Source organism: Streptomyces sp. NPDC046831 (genome assembly GCF_040645305.1).
Lineage (GTDB): Bacteria > Actinomycetota > Actinomycetes > Streptomycetales > Streptomycetaceae > Streptomyces.
In genome coordinates this window covers 46344-66656 of the sequence record NZ_JBEYXZ010000025.1, presented here as the reverse complement: position 1 = coordinate 66656, position 20313 = coordinate 46344, and the positions used below count along the sequence as shown (strand labels likewise).

Sequence of the window (20313 nt, the reverse complement as noted above, 5' to 3'; positions counted from 1 at the left end):
GCCTCCTCAGACCGCGATCGGGGTGTAGACGGAGTTCTTCTCGGCGCTCTCCTCCACCGCCGCGAGCACGCGCTGCACCCGCAGCCCGTCGGCGAAGGAGGGTTCGGGCGCGCGTCCCTCGGCGATCGCGTGCACGAGGTCGCGGGCCTGGTGCACGAAGGTGTGCTCGTAGCCGAGGCCGTGGCCGGGCGGCCACCAGGCGTCGAGGTAGGGGTGGTCGGGTTCGGTGACGAGGATGCGGCGGAAGCCGGCGTGGGTGCCCGCATCGGTGCCGTCGTGGTACGACAGCTCGTTCAGGCGCTCCAGGTCGAAGGCCAGCGAGCCGCGCTCGCCGTTCAGTTCGATGCGCAGGGCGTTCTTGCGGCCGGTGGCGTAGCGGGTGGCCTCGAAGGAGGCGAGGGCACCGGAGGCGAAGCGGCCGGTGAACACGGCGGCGTCGTCGACCGTGACCTGGCCGGTGCCGGCGGCCGCGACGCCGGACAGTCCGCTGGTCGCGCCGCTGGGCAGGGGCCGCTCCCGGACGAAGGTCTCGGTGAGCGCGGAGACGCCGGCGAGCGGTTCGCCCGCCAGGTACTGGGCGAGGTCGACGATGTGCGCGCCGAGGTCGCCGAGCGAGCCCGACCCGGCGGACTCCCTGCGCAGCCGCCAGGTCAGCGGGAAGGACGGGTCCACCAGCCAGTCCTGCAGGTAGGTCACGCGGACGTGGCGCAGGGTGCCGACGCGGCCCTCGGCGACCATCCGGCGGGCCAGCGCCGTGGCGGGTACCCGGCGGTAGTTGAAGCCGACCATCGCCATCTGGCCGCGTGCGGCGGCCTCTTCGGCGGCCCGTGTCATGGCCTCCGCCTCGGCGACGGAGTTGGCGAGCGGCTTCTCGCACAGGACGTGCTTGCCGGCGGCGAGCGCGGCCAGCGCGATCTCGGCGTGGCTGTCGCCGGGGGTGCAGATGTCGACGACGTCGACGTCGTCCCGGGCGATCAGGTCGCGCCAGTCCGTCTCGGCCGACGTCCAGCCGTGCCGGTCGGCGGCCGCCCGCACGGCCGCCGCGTCCCGGCCGCAGATCGCGGTGAGCACCGGACGCCGGGGCAGGTCGAAGACGCGGCCCGCGGTGCGCCAGCCCTGGGAGTGGGCGGCGCCCATGAAGGCGTAGCCCACCATGCCGACGCGCAGGGGTGGTGTGCGGTCGCCGCCGGGGGTGTCCGGCCGCCCGGATCGCCGCGGTGTCCCGCCGTCCGCTGGCTCTGACTGCTGGGGCTGTCCCATGCGGATGTCCTCCTCGTCCTGGTCGTCGCGGCTCGACGGCGTGCGCCGTGTGGGGGGTGCGGGCGGCGGCGTCACCGGAAGCCGGTGGGCATGTACTGGTCGACGTTGTCCTTGTCGACGACGGCCGAGTAGAGCGTGATCGACGACGGGATCTCGTACTCGGCGAGGCCGCCGACGCCCTTGCCCTGGCCGAGGGCGCGGGCGAGGTCGATCGCGGAGGCGGCCATGGTCGGCGGGTACAGGACGGTCGCCTTCAGCACGCCGTCGTCCCGCTTGATGGCCTGGAACGCGGAGAGGGCGCCGGCCCCGCCGACCATGAGGAAGTCGTCCCGGCCGGCCTGCTCGACGGCGCGCAGGGCGCCCACGCCCTGGTCGTCGTCGTGGTTCCACAGGGCGTCGAAGGCGGACTGGGCCTGCAGGAGCTGGGCCATCTTGGCCTGGCCGGACTCGACGGTGAACTCGGCGGCCTGGCGGGCCACCTTCTTGATGTTGGGGTAGTTTTTGAGCGCGTCGTCGAACCCCTGCGTGCGCTGCTTGGTCAGCTCCAGGTTGTCCAGGCCCGCGAGTTCGACAACACGGGCGTTCGGCTTGCCCTTGAGCTTCTCCCCGATGTAGTGGCCGGCGCTGAGGCCCATGCCGTAGTTGTCGCCGCCGATCCAGCAGCGGTAGGCCTGCGGGGTGTTGAAGATGCGGTCGAGGTTGACGACGGGGATGCCCGCGCGCATCGCCTTCAGGCCGACCTGGGTGAGCGCCTTGCCGTCGGCGGGCAGGACGACGAGGACGTCGACCTTCTTGTTGATCAGGGTCTCGATCTGGCCGATCTGCGCGGCGGTGTCGTTGGAGCCCTCGGTGATCTCCAGGGTGACGTCGGAGTACTTCTCGGCGCGGCTCTTGGCGTTGTCGTTGATCGCGTTCAGCCAGCCGTGGTCGGCCTGGGGGCCGGCGAAGCCGATGGTGACGTGCTTGCCGGGCTTGTCGTCGGCGGCGGGCCGGTCGGCGGCGGCGGGCTCGGCGTCCTTGGGCTCGTTGCTCGTGCACCCGGTGAGGAGGACACCGGCGGAGACGGCCGCGGTCCCGAAGAGCAGTCCTCTGCGACTGGTGACAGGTGTCGGCTGTGGCATGGCGGTGAACCCTTTCCTCAGGTGGTGCGCGCGGTACGGCGCTGGACGAGGACGGCGGCGACGATGATCGCGCCCTTGGCGATCTGCTGGACGTCGCTCTGGAGGTTGTTCAGGGCGAAGATGTTGGTGATCGTGGTGAAGATCAGGACGCCGAGCACGGAGCCGGTGATGGTGCCGCGTCCGCCGCTGAGCAGGGTGCCGCCGATGATCGCGGCGGCGATGGCGTCCAGTTCGTAGAGGTTGCCGTTGGTGTTCTGGCCCGAGCCGGACAGGACGATCAGCAGGAAGGCGGCGATGCCGCAGCACAGTCCGGACAGCAGGTACAGGTACAGCCGCTGGCGGCGGACGTCGATGCCGGCGAGGCGGGCGGCCTCCGCGTTGCCGCCGACGGCGACGGTGCGGCGGCCGAAGGTGGTCCGGTTGAGCACGAGCCAGCCGATGACCGTGACGAGGGCGAAGACCAGGACGAGCGGCGGGACGCCGAGCACGTAGGCGTCGCGCTCGCCGAGGTCCAGGATGCCGTCGACGGTGACGATCTGGGTCTTGCCGTCGGTGATCTGCAGGGCCAGGCCGCGTGCCGAGGCCAGCATGGCGAGAGTGGCGATGAAGGGGACCATGCCGCCGTAGGCGATGAGCAGTCCGTTCACCAGGCCGCAGCCGAGGCCGACGAGGACCGAGGTGAGCAGGATGCCGCCGAAGCCGTAGTCCTGCGTGGCGAGGGTGGTCGCCCAGACCGAGGCGAGGGCGACGATGGCGCCGACGGAGAGGTCGATGCCGCCGGAGGTGATGACGAAGGTCATGCCGACGGTGACGACGCCGATCACGGAGGCCTGGGTGAGGACGAGCTGGACGTTGCGGGTGTCGAGGAACTCGTCCGGCTTGGTGATGCCCCCGATGACGACCAGTGCGGCGAGCACGCCGAGGAGCGAGAGGGTACGGACGTCGGCGCGGGCCGTCCAGCCCCGCCAGGCGGGGACTTGGACGGGCGGCGCCGCCTTGCCGGTGCCGTCGCGGGGCGGGGACACGTGCTGTGTCATGACGCCGGGCTCCCTTCACTGGCCACGGGGTGTGCATCCATGACGAGGTCGAGTACGCGGTGCTCGTCGAGGGCGTGGGCGGGCGCGGTGTGGACGACGTGGCCCTCGCGGAGCACCAGGACACGGTCGGCGAGACCGAGGACCTCGGGGACTTCGCTGGAGACCAGGAGCACCGCCAGGCCTTCGTCCGCCAGCCGGCGGACGACCGCGTACAGTTCGGCGCGGGCGCCGACGTCGACGCCGCGGGTCGGTTCGTCCAGCAGCAGCACCCGGCAGCCGCGCAGCAGCCAGCGCGCGAGGACGGCCTTCTGCTGGTTGCCGCCGGAGAGCGTACGCACCGGGACGGCGGGATCGTCGGGCCGGAGCGACAGCTCCCGGGTGGCCGCGCGCGCCGCCCCCCGTTCGGCGCCCCGGTCCACCCAGCCGCCGCGCGAGAAGCGGGACAGGGAGGAGACGGAGACGTTGCGCGTGACGGACTCCAGCATGAGCAGGGCCTGCGCCTTGCGTTCCTCGGGGGCGAGGCCGAGTCCGGCGCGGACCGCCGCGCGGACGCTGCCGGGCCGCAGGGGGCGCCCGTCGACGAGGACCTGGCCGGCGGTCGGCTTCCGGGCCCCGTAGACGGTCTCCAGGATCTCGGAGCGGCCGGAGCCGACGAGGCCGGCGAGGCCGACGATCTCCCCGGCCCGTACCTCCAGGTCGAGCGGTGCGAACTCGCCCTCGCGGGCCAGTCCCCGCACCTGGAGCACCGGGGTCCCGGCGGGCGGCGCCGCGGGGCGCTCGGGGAAGACGTACTCGACGTTGCGTCCGGTCATCAGCGAGACGACCTCGCGGGTCGGTGTCGTCCGCGCCGGCAGGCCGCCCGCGACGGCCCGCCCGTCCTTCAGGACGGTCACGCGGTCCCCGATGCGGCGGATCTCCTCCAGGCGGTGGGAGATGTGGACGACGGCGACGCCGTCGGCGGTGAGGTCGCCGACGATGCGGAAGAGGTTGTCGACCTCCTCCGGGTCGAGCGCCGCCGACGGTTCGTCCATCACGATGAGCCGTACGTCGTGCGAGAGGGCCCGCGCCATCGACACGATCTGCTGCTGGGCTGCGGGCAGTTCGCCGACGAGCCGGGCCGGGTCGATCTCGGGATGCCCGAGCCGCCGGAGCAGGGCGGCGGCCGCGTTGCGGGCGGCCCGGCCGCGCACGACGAAGCCGGCGGTCGTGGGCTCGTGGCCGAGGTGGACGTTCTCGGCCACCGACAGGTGCTCCACCAGGTCCAGTTCCTGGTAGATGGTGGCGATGCCGAGGCGCATCGCGGCGATCGGCGAGCGCAGGGTGACGTCCTCGCCGCGCCAGCGGATGGTGCCCGTGTCGGGCTGGTGGGCGCCGGCGAGGACCTTGATGAGCGTGGACTTGCCGGCCCCGTTCTGGCCGAGCAGGCAGTGCACTTCACCGGCCTGGACGTCGAGGTCGACGCCGTCGAGGGCCCGGACGCCGGGGAACGACTTGGTGATGCCGGACATGCTGAGCAGCGGTGGTTCTGGTGCCATGTGGGTTCCCCTCGGCGGTCGTGCGGGCCGGTGTCAGGGCGTGCCGCCGCCTGCGGGCAGGCGGTGTCAGGGCAGAGCAGGGCTGAGCAGGCGGAGCAGGACGAACCGGGCGCGGTGGTGCGGACGGGCGGAGCTGGGTGGGACCGGGCGCGGTGGTGCGGGCAGGGCGGGGCCCGGCCGGGTGGGGCGGTGCGGGGCGCTGTGCTGCTGGTCGCGGCGGAGTGGTGCGGCGGGAGTGGTGCGGCAGGTGTGGTGCGGCAGGGGAACTACGCGGGCGAGAACAGGTGGTCGCTGATGAGCCGGGCCGCGCCGATCACGCCGGCGTTCTGGCCCAGTTCGCCCAGCACGATGGGCAGGTTGCCGGTCGCCAGGGGCAGCGACTGGCGGTAGACCTGGGTGCGGATCGAGGCGAGCAGGGTGTGGCCGAGGCCGGTGACCCCGCCGCCGATCACCACCAGGCCGGGGTTGAAGAAGGACACGAGTCCGGCGATGACCTGGCCGGTGCGGGTGCCGCCCTCCCGGATCAGGTCGAGGCAGGTGGCGTCGCCCGCGGCGGCCGCGGCGGCGACGTCGACGGCGCCGAGCGCGCCGTTCGCCTCCAGCCGGGCGGCGAGTTCGGGCGACTGGCCCTGCTGGGCCGCCTCCAGCGCGTCCCGGGCGAGCGCCGCGCCGCTGAAGTGCGCCTCCAGGCACCCCCGGTTGCCGCAGGCGCACGGACGTCCGTCGGGCACGGCCTGGATGTGCCCGATGTCGCCCGCGCTGCCCGTCGCACCGCGGTGGACCTCACCGCCGACGACGATGCCGCAGCCGATACCGGTGCCGATCTTGACGCAGAGGAAGTCGCCCACGGAGCGGGCGACGCCCGCGTGCTGCTCCCCCATCGCCATCAGGTTCACGTCGTTGTCGACCATGACGGGGCAGCCGAGTTCCTGGCTGAGCGCCTCCCGGACCGGGAAGCCGTCCCAGCCGGGCATGATCGGGGGCGCCACGGGGACGCCCTCGGGGAAGCGGACCGGCCCGGGGACGCCGATGCCGGCGCCGTCGAACCCTTCCGCGAGGCCGGAGGCCCTCAGCTTGGCGGCCAGGGCGAGGACCTGCTCGAAAATGGCGACCGGGCCCTCGCGCACGTCCATCGGCTGGTTCAGATGCCCCAGCACCTCCAGTTCGGCGTTGGTGACGGCGACGTCGACCGAGGTCGCGCCGATGTCGACGCCGAGGAAGCGCAGTTCGGGCGCGAGCCGGACGTTGTGGGAGCGGCGGCCGCCGCGCGAGGCGGCGAGCCCGTCCGCGACGACCAGTCCCGTCTCCAGGAGCCGGTCCACCTCCACGGCCAGCTTGGACCGTGACAGGTCGACGCGGTCGCCCAGTTGGGCCCGGGAACTGGGGCCCGAGTCGCGCAGCAGCTTCAGCAGCCGGGCCTGGTGCGCGTTGGCAGGTCGTGCGGTCATCCGTCTCACGAGCCCCTCCCCGCCTCGATTCGGCCTCAGCACACCGGGATCCGGCCACTTGGCCAGCCTGCTTTCGAGGGGAAAGTAGCAGTGGCTGCCGGGTGTGGGAAGAAGTCGCGCAGGAATTGCCGCCAACTTTCTCCACTCAGAGGACAAAGTGGCCCGCCGGCGTCGGGGCAGGCGGACGGCTCGTCGTCCGCCTGCCACTCCCTCGACGCGCGGCCGCGCGTCGCCTGCGCGGGCGTGGCGGAGGACCCGCCCGGCGGGGAAGAGCGGGTGACTCGGGGAAGTCCGCGGAGGCGGGTGCGGAACAGCGGACGGCGCCCGTGCCGTGAGCACGGGCGCCGCCGGGTCAGGTCGAAAGCGGGCGTAGGCGGGCCGGGCGGCGGCGTGTTCGCCGCGTCCGCCGCCTGTGCCGCGGCACCGGGCTCACGGGCAGCGCACCACCTGCCCGGCGTACGACAGGTTGCCGCCGAAGCCGAACAGCAGCACCGGATCCCCCGTGCGGACGGCGCCCCGTTCGAGGAGCTTGGAGAAGGCGAGCGGGATGCTGGCGGCGGAGGTGTTGCCGGAGTCGCAGACGTCGCGGGCGACGACCGCGTTGACGGCGCCGAGCTTCTCGGCCAGCGGTTCGATGATGCGCAGGTTCGCCTGGTGCAGGACGACCGCGGCGAGGTCCTCGGGGCCGATCCCGGCCCGCTCGCAGGTCTGCCGGGCGAGCGGCGGCAGCCGCGTGGTGGCCCACCGGTAGACGCTCTGGCCCTCCTGGGCGAACCGCGGGGGCGTGCCCTCGATCCGTACCGCGTGGCCCATCTCGGGCACGGATCCCCACAGCACCGGCCCGATGCCGGGCCCCTCCCCGGGTGCGGCGGCCTCGACCACGGCGGCACCCGCCCCGTCGCCGACGAGGACGCAGGTCGTCCGGTCGCTCCAGTCGGTGACGTCGGACATCTTGTCGGCGCCGATGACGAGGGCCCGTGCCGCGGCACCGGCGCGCACCGTGTGGTCGGCGGTGGCCAGGGCGTGCGTGAAACCGGCGCAGACGACGTTGACGTCCATCGCCGCCGGCTGCGGCACGCCGAGCCGGGCCGCGACGCGGGCGGCCGTGTTCGGGGAGCGGTCGACGGCCGTGGAGGTGGCGACGAGCACCAGGTCGATGTCACCGGGCGTGAGGCCGGCCGCGGCGAGGGCCTTGGCGGCGGCGTGCGCGGCGAGTTCGTCGACGGGCTCGTCGGGCCCGGCGATGTGGCGGGTCCTGATGCCCACCCGCGTCCTGATCCACTCGTCACTGGTGTCGACCACACCCGCCAGGTCCTCGTTGGTGAGCACCTGGGCGGGCTGGTAGTGGCCGACGGCGGTGATGCGCGAGCCGTTCATCGGGTGGTCCCCCTCGTTGCCGTGAGTAGCGGGATCACCCAGTCTGATCAGTGACTCGCGGGTACGGCGGCAGGCGAGGGCACAGTGTTCTCCCGTCCGGCTTGTCGGCTTCGGTCAGACACTCGGACGCCCGAGTACCTACCCGGTGAACAACTGCGCCGCCTTGCGGACGAGCTCGTACAGTCCGTAGGCGAGGGGTGCCCCGACCCACAGCCAGGCGAAGGCGACCAGCGGCCGGCGCTCAGGCGGACTCGGGCTGCTGTCGTGCGACATCGGCGTCCTTCCTCGGTTCGGGTACGTGGTGGCGGGGATGGACGGGCCGGATCAGTTCGTTGGCGGCGAAGCCCACGGCGAGCAGCCCGATCATGATGGCGAACGACAGTCCGTACAGGGAGGGGCCGCGCCTGCCGGCGGCCTCCTGGTGGTCGGCGATCCAGTTGACGATGAGCGGCCCGAGGACGCCCGCCGTCGACCAGGCGGTGAGCAGCCGGCCGTGGATGGCGCCGACCTGGTAGGTGCCGAAGAGGTCCTTCAGATAGGCGGGGACGGTGGCGAAGCCGCCGCCGTAGAAGGACAGCACCACGAGCGCGCACAGCACGAACAGCGGGGTGGACGTGTCGCCGAACAGGGCGATCACCAGGTACATCAGCGCGCCGACACCCAGGTAGACGCGGTAGACGTTCTTGCGGCCGATCACGTCGGACGCCGACGACCAGCCGATGCGGCCGGCCATGTTGGCCGCCGACAGCAGCGCGACGAAGCCCGCCGCGGCCGTGGCCGTGACCGGTGAGGAGGTGTCCGCGAAGAAGTCCGTGATCATCGGCGCGGCCTTCTCCAGGATGCCGATGCCGGCGGTGACGTTGGTGCACAGCACGAGCCACAGGCACCAGAACTGCGGGGTGCGCACGGCGCTGCGGGCCGAGACCCGCACGCCCGTCGCGGCGCCCGGATCGGCCGCGGCGCGCTCCCCGGCCCGCGGCACGCGGATCAGCAGGACGCCGAGCGACATGAAGACCGCGTACGACAGCCCGTGCACGAGGAAGGCCAGCGCGATCCCGGAGTGGCCGGTGCCGAAGGACTGCAGCATCTGCGCCGACCAGGGCGAGGCGATGAGCGCGCCGCCGCCGAAGCCCATGATGGCGATGCCGGTGGCCGTGCCCGGCCGGTCCGGGAACCACTTGATCAGGGTGGAGACCGGGGAGATGTAGCCGATGCCGAGGCCGATCCCGCCGATGACGCCGTAGCCGAGGACGATCAGCCAGTACTGCCGGGTCTGCGCGCCGAGCGCGGAGACGAGGAAGCCCGAGGAGAAGCAGACGAGGGCGACGGTCATGGCCCAGCGGGGGCCGTTGCGCTCGACCACGGTGCCGCCGAACGCGGCCGACAGGCCGAGCATCACGATGGCGAGCTGGAAGGGCAGCGCGCTCCGGGTGCCGTCGAGGCCGAGCGCGGCTTCGAGGGGTGGTTTGAACACGCTCCAGGCGTAGGCCTGACCGATGGCGAGGTGGACGGAGAGGGCGGCGGGCGGCACCAGCCAGCGGCTCCATCCCGGGGGTGCGACCGGGGGACTCATGATCCCGGACGGTAGGAACCGGGGGCAGGAGGGGGAAGGTGCGGGTCGGCCGTGTGCGGTGAACGGTACGCACCATGCGACGAGCGGTCGCCGGCGGACGGTTCGCCTCCCGGTGTACGGCCTGCGCGCGCCCGCCACCGTTCGACTCGCGCGCGGCGGGTACCTGGGACGGGTCGGCCCGGACGCGGACCAGCACGGTCCGCGCCCACCGCGGAGGGGGCCGCACCCTCGTTCTCCCCGTACCGGAGAATGAGATCGTCGAGGTCACCTCCGGGCACGACGGCCCGGTGACCCTCGGCAACCTCCGCACCGCAAGGGCCGATTCGGCTGCCAGCACCTACAGAACCGGGGCTGATCAGGACATGGGACGAGTCACGGAACGACGCAAGGTGATCCGGATCCGCGACGGGGCGGTCTCCACCCGGCCGGACACGCTCGTCGCCGAGGAACCCCTGGAGATCCGGCTGAACGGCAGACCCCTGGCGATCACCATGCGGACCCCGGGCGACGACTTCGCGCTCGCGGCGGGCTTCCTGGTCAGCGAGGGGGTCCTCGGTGCCGCGTCCGACCTGCAGAACATCGTCTACTGCGCGGGGGCGACGGCCGACGGCCGGAACACCTACAACGTGGTCGACGTGAAGACCGCGCCGGACGTGGCCCTCCCCGACATCACGCTGGAGCGCAACGTCTACACGACGTCCTCCTGCGGCCTGTGCGGCAAGGCGAGCCTGGACGCGGTGCGGACGACGGCGCGCTGGCCGATCGCCGACACTCCCCCGGTCCGGGTGGACCCCGAGCTGCTCGCGGCTCTCCCGGACCGGCTGCGCGCGGCCCAGCGGGTCTTCGACCGGACCGGCGGGCTGCACGCGGCGGCGCTGTTCGGCGAGGACGGCGAGCTCCTGGACGTCCGGGAGGACGTGGGCCGGCACAACGCGGTCGACAAGCTGGTCGGCCGGGCCCTGCAGGACGGCGCCCTGCCGCTGTCCCGGACCGTGCTGCTGGTGTCGGGGCGGGCCTCGTTCGAGCTGGCGCAGAAGGCGGTGATGGCCGGCATCCCGGTCCTCGCGGCGGTGTCGGCGCCCTCCTCCCTCGCGGTGGACCTGGCCGCGGAGACGGGCCTGACCCTGGTGGGCTTCCTCAGGGGCAGCTCCATGAACGTGTACGCGGGCGAGGAGCGCGTCGCCCTGCGGACGGCGGCGGCCCAGGGCTGACCGGTTCCCGCGGGCGGCGGGGCCTGGCCGGCGGGCGGTGCGGGGACGGGGACGCTGAGCGCCGGCGCGCCATGGACGACCTGCACGCTCCCCGTCGCCGCGATCCGCTCCCTGCCCAGCTGGATCCTGGGCCGGGCCGCGGCCCGAGGCCGCGCCCTCGTCGCCGAGGCCCTGGCCGCACACGGCCTGAAGCGGTCGCCCGGAGCCTCGGGGAGGACTGGCGTGCCGAGGCCGCCGGGCGCGGGCCCGCCGGCGCTCAGCCTCGGCGCGGCCCCGTCCCGGCCGCCGCAGACGACTCCGCGGCCGGGGGCGCGGACGCGGCGGGATCCTCCACGACGTCCCGCGCGCGGCGTTTGGCGATCACCGCGCAGACCATGAGCTGCATCTGGTGGAACAGCATCAGCGGCAGTACGGCGAGCGAGGCGTGGGCCCCGAACAGGACGCTCGCCATGGGCAGGCCCGAGGCGAGGGACTTCTTCGAGCCGGCGAACTGGATGGCGATCCGGTCCCCCCGGCCGAAGCCCAGCGCTCGGGCTCCGTACCAGGTCAGGGTGAGCATCACGGCGAGCAGCATCGCCTCGACGAGGAGCAGTTCGCCGAGCCGCAGCGGGCTGACCCGGTGCCAGATGCCGCGTACCACGCCCTCGCTGAACGCGGTGTAGACGACGAGCAGGATCGAGCCCCGGTCGACGAGCCCGAGCACCTTCCTGTGCCGGGCGACGAAGCCGCCGATCCACGGCCGCAGCACCTGCCCGGCGGCGAACGGCACGAGCAGCTGCAGCACGATCGTCACCAGCGAGTGGGCCGAGAAGCCGCCGCCGCCGCTGCCGAGCAGTCCCGCCGCCAGCAGCGGGGTCACGACGATGCCGACCAGCGAGGAGAAGGAGCCGGCGCAGATCGCGGCGGGCACGTTGCCGCGGGCGATCGAGGTGAAGGCGATCGACGACTGGATGGTCGACGGCGCCAGGGTGAGGAAGAGCAGGCCCTGGTAGAGCGGCTGGGACAGCAGCACGGGGACGAGGCCGCAGGCGGCGAGACCGAGCAGCGGGAAGATCACGAAGGTGCAGGCCAGGACGGTGACGTGCAGCCTCCAGTGGCGGAAGCCGTCCAGGGCCTCACGGGTGGACAGCCGGGCGCCGTAGAGGAAGAAGAGGAAGGCGATCGCGGCGGTGGAGGCGCCGGAGACCACGTGGGAGGCCGTGCCCCGGGCCGGGAGGAGCGCCGCGATGCCGACCGTCCCGATCAGCAGCGCGAGGTAGGGGTCGATCGGCAGCCGACTCGGCCGGCGCAGGCGTTTCACGGTGCTCCACTTGCTCGTGCTCTCAGCGGTGGGACCGGGGTCCCGGGACGTGCGGGGGCCGGGTGTCCCGCACGGCACGGAACGAGGGATTCCACCGATGCGGGACCAGCGGGTCCCCTCTTCATCCTGCTCCAGCCACCGGCGATCGGGAATCCGTCATACCGTTCTGACTGTCATCACGAACGGTGATGGCCACTCCCGTCCGGCGATAGCCTGAAGCCGTGTACGACCCCGCCCAGCTGCGCACCTTCCTCGCGGTGGCGCAGACCCTCAGCTTCACACGGGCCGCGCGGCGGCTCGGGGTGCGCCAGTCGACCGTGAGCCAGCACGTGCGCCGCCTGGAGGACGCCGTCGGGCGTCCGCTGTTCTCGCGGGACACCCACTCCGTGGCGCTGACCGAGGACGGCGAGGCGATGCTCGGCTTCGCGCGCCGGATCCTGGAGGTGCACGAGCAGGCGGCGGCGTTCTTCACGGGCACCCGGGTCCGCGGCCGGCTGCGGTTCGGCGCGTCGGAGGACTTCGTCCTGACCCGGCTGCCGGAGATCCTCGAGGCCTTCCGCTACGAGCACCCCGAGGTCGACCTGGAGCTGACGGTGGAGCTGTCGGGCACGCTGCACGAGCAGCTCGCCGCCGGCAAGCTCGACCTGGTGCTCGCCAAGCGCCGTCCGGAGGACCCGCGGGGTCAGCTGGTGTGGCACGACCGGCTGGTGTGGATCGGCGCGGAGCGGCTGCGCCTGGACCCGGACCGCCCGGTGCCGCTGATCGTCTACCCGCCGCCCGGCATCTCCCGTGCGCTGGCCTTCGAGGCGCTGCAGCGGCAGGGGCGGCCGTGGCGCATCGTGTGCACCAGCGGCAGCCTCAACGGGCTGATCGCGGCGGCGCGGGCGGGTCTCGGGGTGATGGCGCACTCGCGCGGGCTGATCCCGCCGGGTCTGGTGCGGGTGCCCGACCGGGTGGGACTTCCGGAGCTGGGGCAGGTGGACTTCGTCCTGGTGCACGGCCGGCGGCGGCCCTCCGCCCAGGACGCGGCGGACGCCCTGGCGGCGGCGATCCTGGCGGGCGGTGACCGGCTGCACCGGCGCTGAGCGGCCGTCCGGGCAGCGCCTTGCCCCGCGCCGGCCGGGGTGGGGCGCCGGCGTTCTTCCCGGCCCGGCGTCCGCGCCCCCGCCGGACGGGGTGACGCATCGCGGTGCGCGAACGCTGGGACGGGCACCGGCGCGCACCGGTGCGCGCGGCGGGCGGCCGTGATCGGATCGTAGCGATTCGGTGGAGATTACGGCCCCGGAACTTGCGCCAACGTGAGGAATTTGGCCCGACCCTTCCCCATGTGAGCGCATTTTCCGGCGTTGACCTGCACATATGTGAGCAGTCACGCGCTTTCGGCCCCCTGCCGCTCCACCGCACGGTGGGGTAGCTTTCACGGCGCTGTGCGACGCGTCACAAAGGAGCGGGAGCGGGTTTGCGCGAGTTCACCAGTCCTCCGGCGACGTCGGCACCCCCGGTGGGCGGACTGGCCGACATGGTCCACCGGCATGCCGAGGAGGACCCGCTGCGCATCGCCCTGGGCCGCAAGGACGAGAGCGGACGGTGGCGCGACGTGACCGCGGCCGAGTTCCGCGACGAGGTGCTGGCACTGGCCAAGGGACTGCTCGCCCAGGGCGTCCGCTTCGGCGACCGGGTCGCCATCATGTCCCGCACCCGGTACGAGTGGACGCTGTTCGACTTCGCGCTGTGGACGATCGGCGCCCAGGTCGTGCCGGTGTATCCCACCTCGTCGGCCGAGCAGTGCTTCTGGATGCTGTACGACGCGGAGGTGTCGGCGGCCGTCGTCGAGCACGAGGACCACGCGATGACGATCGCCACCGTCATCGACCGGCTGCCGCGGCTGCGCCGGCTGTGGCAGCTGGACGCGGGCGCCGTGCGGGAGTTGTACGACGCGGGCGTGCATATCGACGACGCGACGGTGCACCGGCACCGGGAGGCGGTCACCCCCGAGTCGATCGCCACGGTCATCTACACCTCGGGCACCACCGGCCGCCCCAAGGGGTGCGTCCTGACGCACGGCAACTTCATGTTCGAGGCCGACACCGTCATGGAGCGGTGGGAGCCGGTGTTCCACACCAAGCAGGGCGACGAGGCGTCGACCCTGCTGTTCCTGCCGCTGGCGCACGTCTTCGGGCGGATGGTGGAGGTCGCCGCGATCCGCGGCAAGGTCCGCCTCGGCCACCAGCCGCAGCTGAACGCCGCCGCCCTGCTGCCCGACCTCCAGGCGTTCCGGCCGACGTTCATCCTCGCCGTGCCGTACATCTTCGAGAAGGTGTTCGACGCCGCCCGGCGCAAGGCGGAGAAGGACGGCAGGGCGGGCCCCTTCGAGAAGGCCGTCGACGTCGCCGTGAAGTACGCGGACGCGGTGGAGGCCAAGGCCTGGGGCATCGGCCCCGGTCCGTCGGCGGGCCTTCGGATGCAGCACCAGTTCTTCGACAAGCTCGTGTACGCGAAGATGCGCGCGGCGATGGGCGGCCGCATACGGAACGCGATGTCCGGCGGATCGGCGATGGACCGCCGCCTCGGCCTGTTCTTCGCGGGCGCCGGCGTGCAGATCTACGAGGGCTACGGCCTGACCGAGTCCACCGCGGCCGCCACCGCCAACCCGCCCGAGCGCACCCGCTACGGCACCGTCGGACCGCCCATCCCGGGCGTCACCGTGCACATCGCCGACGACGGCGAGGTGTGGCTGCGCGGCGGCAACGTCTTCCAGGGCTACCTCAGCAACCAGAAGGCCACCGACGGGACCCTGCACGACGGCTGGCTGGCCACCGGGGACCTGGGCTCCCTGGACGAGGACGGCTACCTCACCATCACCGGCCGCAAGAAGGAGATCCTGGTGACCTCCGGCGGCAAGAGCGTCTCGCCGGGCCCGCTGGAGGAACGCGTCCGCGACCATCCGCTCGTCGCGCAGTGCATCGTCGTGGGCAACGACCGCCCCTATGTCGCCGCGCTGATCACGCTGGACCAGGAGGCCGTCGAGCACTGGCTCGCGATGCGCCGCAAGCCGCGGATGTCCCCCGCGGAACTGGTGCGCGACGCCGATCTGGAGATGGAGGTGCGGCGGGCGGTGGTCGCGGCCAACACGCTGGTCTCGCAGGCCGAGTCCATCCGGACCTTCCGCATCCTCGCCCAGCCGTTCACCGAGGAGCACGGTCTGCTCACCCCGTCGCTGAAGCTGAAGCGCAAGGCGATCGAGAACGCCTACGCCAGCGAGGTCGAGGCGCTGTACCGGGCCTGAAGCGGGTACCCGCCCCCCTGAGCCGCCGGGTGCACCGCCCGGCGGCCTGCCGCCGCCAAGGCACCGGCCGGCCTTCCGGCCGACCGTACGGGATCGCTTTCCGGCCAATCCTGCCCCGCGCAGGCCGGCCCACCGGCCGACTCCGGGCGGATCGGCAGGTCAGGAATGCATCGCCGTGCGTGATCGTTGACCATGTCAGTACCACCTGACGACAACCGAAGGATCAAGAGCTCGTGAGCAGCAAGGTCCCCCCGATCATCCTCAACAACGGCGTCGAGATGCCCCAGCTGGGCTTCGGCGTCTGGCAGGTGCCGGACGACGAGGCGGAGCGGGCCGTCGCCGCCGCGTTGGAGGCCGGGTACCGCAGCATCGACACAGCGGCGATCTACGGCAACGAAGAGGGCACCGGCAAGGCCGTCGCCGCCTCGGGCGTCCCGCGCGAGGAACTCTTCGTCACCACCAAGCTCTGGAACAGCGACCAGGGGTACGACTCCACCCTGCGCGCCTTCGACACGTCCCTGGACAAGCTCGGCCTGGACTACGTGGACCTCTACCTGATCCACTGGCCGCTGCCGTCCAAGGGCGCCTTCGTCGAGACGTACAAGGCGTTCGAGAAGATCCTCGCCGACGGCCGGGCCCGGGCCATCGGCGTCTCCAACTTCCTCCCGGAGCACCTGGAGCGCCTCGTCTCCGAGACGGAGGTCGTGCCGGCCGTCAACCAGATCGAGCTGCACCCGCACCTGCAGCAGCAGGCGGCCCGCGAGTTCCACGCGGAGCGGGGCATCGCCACGGAGGCCTGGTCGCCGCTCGGCCAGGGCAAGGGCCTGCTGGAGGTCCCCGCGATCGTGGCGATCGCGCAGAAGCACGAGCGCACCCCGGCCCAGGTCGTGCTGCGCTGGCACATCCAGCTCGGCAACGTCGTCATCCCGAAGTCGGTGACGCCGTCCCGGATCAAGGAGAACATCGAGGTGTTCGACTTCAGCCTGGACGACGAGGACCTCGCCGCGATCAGCGCCCTGGACGAGGACCGGCGGCTCGGCCCGGACCCGGCCACGTTCGACGTGGTCTGAGGGGCCTGCTGCCACGACGTGCCCCGCACCGCCGTCCGGTGGTGCGGGGGGCACGCGCGCGTCCGGGCGCGGGCCCGGTCCGGCGGCCCGGACGGCGTGCCGCGCCGGGCCCGGCCACCGGTCCTCCGGGCCCGGTGCGGCTCAGGCCGCGCGGACGGCCGTGTACACGGTGTGCGCCGCCAGGAGGAACACGTCCGGCCGGTGCCTGAGGCCCGCCGGGTCGTCCGGGTCGAGGAGACGGTCGAGGGTGGCGCGGTCTCCGGCGTCCAAAGCCTCGCCGCAGAGGTCGCGGGTCCGGGTCAGATGGGCGACCAGGTACGCGCGCGCCCGGTCGGACGCCGGGGCGGGCAGGTCCAGCAGGAAGCTGCGGGTGCCGGTGTGCTTCAGGCCGGCCGCCGTCAGCAGCGCGGGCCAGTCCTCGGTCTCGGCGACGGCTCCGGGCAGGTCGGCCCGCATCCGCGCGAACCACTCCTCCTGCACCGCGTCGAGCCGTGCCTGCAGGCCCGGGCGGCCGATGCCGATGTCGCGGGGCAGGAACCGCGCGGTCAGCCCGCCCTCCAGCAGGGCCAGGGTGCCGCCGGGCGCCAGGTGGGCGGCGAACGCGGCCAGCGCGGCCTTCTGGTCGCCGAGGTGGTGCAGGCTACGGCTCGCCCACACCAGATCGGCCGGACGGTCCAACTGATCGAGCGCGCCGGGCAGTTCACCGGCGACCGTGCCGAAGCGGCCGGCGAGGCCCTGGCGGGCGGCCCGGGCGCGGGCCCGCTCCAGCAGCGGCTCGGAGCCGTCGACGGCGACGACCCGGGCGCCCGGGAACGTCTCGGCGAACAGGCACGACACGACACCGGGTCCGCTGCCCGCGTCGACGACGAGCCCCGGCGCGGCCGGCATCTCCTCGGCCAGCCAGGCCATGGCCCCGGCGTACAGCGGCGTGTACAGCTCCGCCTGTGTCTGCAGCTCGGAGGCGAAATCGGCCCAGTCCAGGTCGGTGTGGTGGTGCCCGTGGCCGGGGCCCTGGTCCTGGTGCCCGTGGCCGGAGGACGGGTTGTCGTGGGCGTCGTGTGCCATGGTCGTCAGCCTCTCGTCGGGTGTGCGGTCAGGGTGCGCCGAGGCACCGCGCGAGGGCCACTCGCGTTGCCGGGACGGCAAAACGAGGACGGGGCCGGCGGGGCGGCGGGCGAGTCGACCGGAGCTCGTTCCGCGGTGTTATGTAGGTGTATGAGGGAATCCTCCGGCCCGTCTCGGACCCCTTCGTCCTCCCCGTCCGCCGACGGCGCACGCGGCCGGCGCCTTGCCCTACTCAGCCCGCACAGTACGGCCGGGCAGGTGTTCCTTCTCCAGATCGCGGTCGTGGTGCTGGTCGTCCTGGCCGCCACGGCGGCCGTCGTCCTGCAGGCGTCGCGGGACGCCCTCAGGGAGGGGCGCCGCGCGTCGGTCGTGGCCGCCCAGTCCTTCGCCGCCGCCCCCGGCGTGAGCGCGGCCCTGCGCAGCCCGGACCCGACCGCGGTACTGCAGCCGCGGGCGGAGGAGGCGCGGAAGAAGGCGGGCGTCGACTTCATAGTCGTCATGAACACGAAGGGGATTCGCTACACCTATCCCTACCCGCAGGAGATCGGGAAGAAGTTCGTCGGCACCATCGGACCCGCCCTGCAGGGCCGTACCGTCGTCGAGCAGGCGGGCGGGCCGCCCCTGCCCACGGGCGACGGGACGGCGGTGCAGGCGGTGGTCCCGGTGACCGATGCGCGCGGCTCCGTCGTCGGCCTGGTCTCCGCCGGGATCACCGTCAGGAACGTGGCCATGCTGTGGACGCCGCAGCTGCCGATCATCTTCGCCGCCGGCGTGGCCGCGCTGGGGGTGGCCGCGACGGGGACGACCCTGGTGGCCCGGCGGCTGCTGCGGCAGACGCGCGGCCTGGCCCCGCTGGAGCTGGCACGGCTGTACGAGCACCACGACGCCGTGCTGCACGCGGTGCGGGAAGGGGTGCTGATCACCGGCGAGGACGGCCGGCTGCTGCTCGCCAACGACGAGGCCAGGCGCCTGCTGGGGCTGCCCGAGGACGCGCAGGGGCGGCACGTGGCGGAGCTGGGACTCCCCGAGCGGATGACGCGACTGCTCATGTCCTGCGACGCGGTCACCGACGAGGTCGTCCTCGCGCAGGACCGGCTGCTGGCGGTGAACAAGCGGCCCACCTTCCCGGACGCGGACCACGCGGGCAGCGTGGTGACGCTGCGTGACACCACGGAGCTGGCGACGGTCTCGGGGCGGGCCGAGGTGGCCCTGGGGCAGCTGAAGCTGCTGTACGAGGCGGGCGTGCGGATAGGGACGACGCTGGACGTGGAGCGTACGGCCCGGGAGCTCGCCGAAGTGGCGGCGCCCCGGTTCGCCGACGTCGTCATGGTGGACCTGGTGGACGCGGTGACGCGGGGGTGGGAGCCGACGGCGGAGGGATGGCGGCATCTGCGACGTACGGCGGTCGCCGGTGACCGGCGGACGCTGCCGCTGTACCCCGAGGGCCAGGTGATCACGTTCTCACCGGACACCCCGCAGATGCGGGCGCTGCGGGAGGGCCGGGGAGTGCTGGAGGCGGACCTGCGGCAGGCCCGCGCCTGGCGCGAACAGGATCCCGAGCGCGCCCGCAGGGCCCTGGACCTCGGACTGCGCTCGCTGGTGACCGTGCCGCTGCGGGCCCGCGGCGTGCCTCTGGGCCTGGCGCACTTCTACCGCACGGACCGCTCCCCCGCGTTCGAGCCGGAGGACGTGGCCTTCGCGGAGGAGCTGGCCGCGCGGGCCGCGGTGGCCCTCGACAACGCCCGGAGGTTCACCCGCGAGCACGCCATGACGGTGACGCTGCAGCGCAGCCTGCTGCCGCGGGGGCAGCCGGAGCAGGACGCGCTGGAGGTGGCCTGGCGGTACCTGCCGTCGGAGGCGGGGGTGGGCGGGGACTGGTTCGACGTCATCCCGATGCCGGGCTCGCGCGTGGCGCTGGTGATGGGCGACGTCGTCGGTCACGGGCTGCACGCGGCGGCGACGATGGGGCGGCTGCGCACCGCGGTGCACAACTTCTCCACCCTCGACCTCCCCGTGGACGAGGTGCTCGGGAACCTGGACGACCTGGTCGTCCGCCTGGACAACGAGAAGAGGGACGGCAGCGCCCCGGACGGTCAGCAGGCGGAGTGGGTGACCGGTGCGACGTGTCTGTACGCGATCTACGATCCGGTGACGGGGATCTGCACGATGGCCCGCGCGGGGCATCCCTGCCCCATGGTGGTGAACCCGGACGGGACCGTCACCCGCCCCGAGGTGCCGGCCTCGCCTCCGCTCGGCCTGGGCAGCTACCCCATCGAGACGGCCGAGCTGCACCTGCCGGAGGGCTCCCAGCTGGTCCTGTTCACCGACGGTCTGGTCAAGCAGGCCGGCCGCGACATCGACGACGGGCTGGACAGGCTCAGCCGGGCACTGGCCTGCACGGAGGAGCGCACCGCGGAGGAGACGTGCCAGGCGGTGATCGACGAGCTGAAGCCGGCCCGCCTCTGCGACGACATCGCCCTGCTGACGGCGCGCGCCCGGCGGGTTCCGCCCTCGTGCGTGGCCGAGTGGGCCGTGCCCCCGGACACGGCGGCGGTGCCCTCCGCGCGGGCCGAGTGCCGCAAGGTGCTGGAGGGGTGGGGACTGGAGGAGGAGGCCACCACCACGGAACTCATCCTCAGCGAGCTGGTCACGAACGCGATCAGGTACGGATCGCCACCGGTGACGGTGCGCCTGCTGTACGGGCACTGCCTGATCTGCGAGGTGTCGGACGGCAGCAGCACCTCGCCGCGGCTGCGGCGTGCGGCGAACACGGACGAGGGCGGCCGGGGACTGTTCCTCGTGGCGCAGTTCGCCGAGCGGTGGGGGACGCGGTACACGTCCCACGGCAAGGTGATCTGGGCCGAGCAGCTCGTGCACGACGGCGCGTCCGGTCCCATGAGCCAGTTGCCGGTCGACGTCCTCCTCGAACAGTTCGGCGATCCCGCGCTGTGAGCACGGCGACGGCGACGTGCGGCGGGGTGCGCCGGACCGCCGCCGCGGGTGCCGGCGGCCTCACCACCGCGGGTGCCG

The 20313-nt window shown here is 73.2% G+C and carries 15 protein-coding genes; 5 read left to right on the top strand and 10 right to left on the bottom strand.

Going from position 1 to position 20313, the window contains the following annotated elements; translation table 11 throughout:
* Positions 1-6: 6 nt before the first annotated feature.
* The 8 genes from ABZ920_RS21245 to ABZ920_RS21210 form a co-directional block, all read right to left on the bottom strand.
* The gene (locus ABZ920_RS21245) at positions 7-1260 is read right to left on the bottom strand and encodes a Gfo/Idh/MocA family oxidoreductase (RefSeq protein WP_361507079.1); all 1254 of its coding nucleotides are present in this window, start codon (positions 1258-1260) and stop codon (positions 7-9) included.
* 71 nt (positions 1261-1331) lie between these two features.
* Positions 1332-2381 (bottom strand): substrate-binding domain-containing protein, encoded by a 1050-nt coding sequence (locus ABZ920_RS21240; protein ID WP_361507076.1) that lies wholly within the window; start codon positions 2379-2381, stop codon positions 1332-1334.
* 17 nt (positions 2382-2398) lie between these two features.
* Positions 2399-3418 (bottom strand): ABC transporter permease, encoded by a 1020-nt coding sequence (locus ABZ920_RS21235; RefSeq protein ID WP_361507073.1) that lies wholly within the window; start codon positions 3416-3418, stop codon positions 2399-2401.
* On the bottom strand, positions 3415-4953 hold the full coding sequence (locus ABZ920_RS21230; RefSeq protein ID WP_361507070.1) for a sugar ABC transporter ATP-binding protein: 1539 nt from the start codon (positions 4951-4953) through the stop codon (positions 3415-3417). Before ABZ920_RS21230 ends, ABZ920_RS21235 begins: the two co-directional genes overlap by 4 nt.
* Before the next feature lie 266 nt (positions 4954-5219).
* Positions 5220-6401: an ROK family transcriptional regulator gene (locus ABZ920_RS21225; RefSeq protein WP_361507067.1), complete on the bottom strand. Its 1182-nt coding sequence runs from the start codon at positions 6399-6401 to the stop codon at positions 5220-5222.
* A 429-nt stretch (positions 6402-6830) separates the two neighbouring features.
* A complete protein-coding gene (locus tag ABZ920_RS21220; protein ID WP_361507064.1) occupies positions 6831-7778 on the bottom strand; it encodes a beta-ketoacyl-ACP synthase III in 948 nt (315 codons plus the stop codon).
* Positions 7779-7916: 138 nt separating this feature from the next.
* Positions 7917-8051, bottom strand: a complete 135-nt coding sequence (locus ABZ920_RS21215) for a hypothetical protein (protein ID WP_361507061.1) — start codon at positions 8049-8051, stop codon at positions 7917-7919.
* A complete protein-coding gene (locus ABZ920_RS21210; RefSeq protein WP_361507058.1) occupies positions 8020-9351 on the bottom strand; it encodes an OFA family MFS transporter in 1332 nt (443 codons plus the stop codon). Before ABZ920_RS21210 ends, ABZ920_RS21215 begins: the two co-directional genes overlap by 32 nt.
* A gap of 362 nt (positions 9352-9713) precedes the next feature.
* On the opposite strand from ABZ920_RS21210, the gene fdhD reads away from it, so the two are divergent.
* Positions 9714-10562 (top strand): formate dehydrogenase accessory sulfurtransferase FdhD, encoded by an 849-nt coding sequence (gene fdhD, locus ABZ920_RS21205; protein ID WP_361507055.1) that lies wholly within the window; start codon positions 9714-9716, stop codon positions 10560-10562.
* Positions 10563-10818: 256 nt separating this feature from the next.
* On the opposite strand, the gene ABZ920_RS21200 is transcribed toward fdhD, so the two are convergent.
* Entirely contained in the window at positions 10819-11862 is a 1044-nt protein-coding gene (locus tag ABZ920_RS21200) for a bile acid:sodium symporter family protein (RefSeq protein WP_361507052.1), read from the bottom strand.
* Between the two features lie 221 nt (positions 11863-12083).
* On the opposite strand from ABZ920_RS21200, the gene ABZ920_RS21195 reads away from it, so the two are divergent.
* From ABZ920_RS21195 to ABZ920_RS21185, 3 genes are all read left to right on the top strand, one after another.
* Entirely contained in the window at positions 12084-12947 is an 864-nt protein-coding gene (locus ABZ920_RS21195; protein WP_361507049.1) for a LysR substrate-binding domain-containing protein, read from the top strand.
* Between the two features lie 374 nt (positions 12948-13321).
* Entirely contained in the window at positions 13322-15148 is a 1827-nt protein-coding gene (locus ABZ920_RS21190; RefSeq protein ID WP_361507046.1) for an AMP-dependent synthetase/ligase, read from the top strand.
* Between the two features lie 233 nt (positions 15149-15381).
* Positions 15382-16218, top strand: a complete 837-nt coding sequence (locus ABZ920_RS21185; protein ID WP_361507043.1) for an aldo/keto reductase — start codon at positions 15382-15384, stop codon at positions 16216-16218.
* 141 nt (positions 16219-16359) lie between these two features.
* Here the strand turns inward: ABZ920_RS21185 and ABZ920_RS21180 are convergent, their stop codons facing one another.
* The gene (locus ABZ920_RS21180) at positions 16360-17283 is read right to left on the bottom strand and encodes a methyltransferase domain-containing protein (RefSeq protein WP_361507040.1); all 924 of its coding nucleotides are present in this window, start codon (positions 17281-17283) and stop codon (positions 16360-16362) included.
* A gap of 258 nt (positions 17284-17541) precedes the next feature.
* On the opposite strand from ABZ920_RS21180, the gene ABZ920_RS21175 reads away from it, so the two are divergent.
* Positions 17542-20235: a SpoIIE family protein phosphatase gene (locus ABZ920_RS21175; protein WP_361507037.1), complete on the top strand. Its 2694-nt coding sequence runs from the start codon at positions 17542-17544 to the stop codon at positions 20233-20235.
* The last annotated feature ends 78 nt before the right edge of the window (positions 20236-20313 follow it).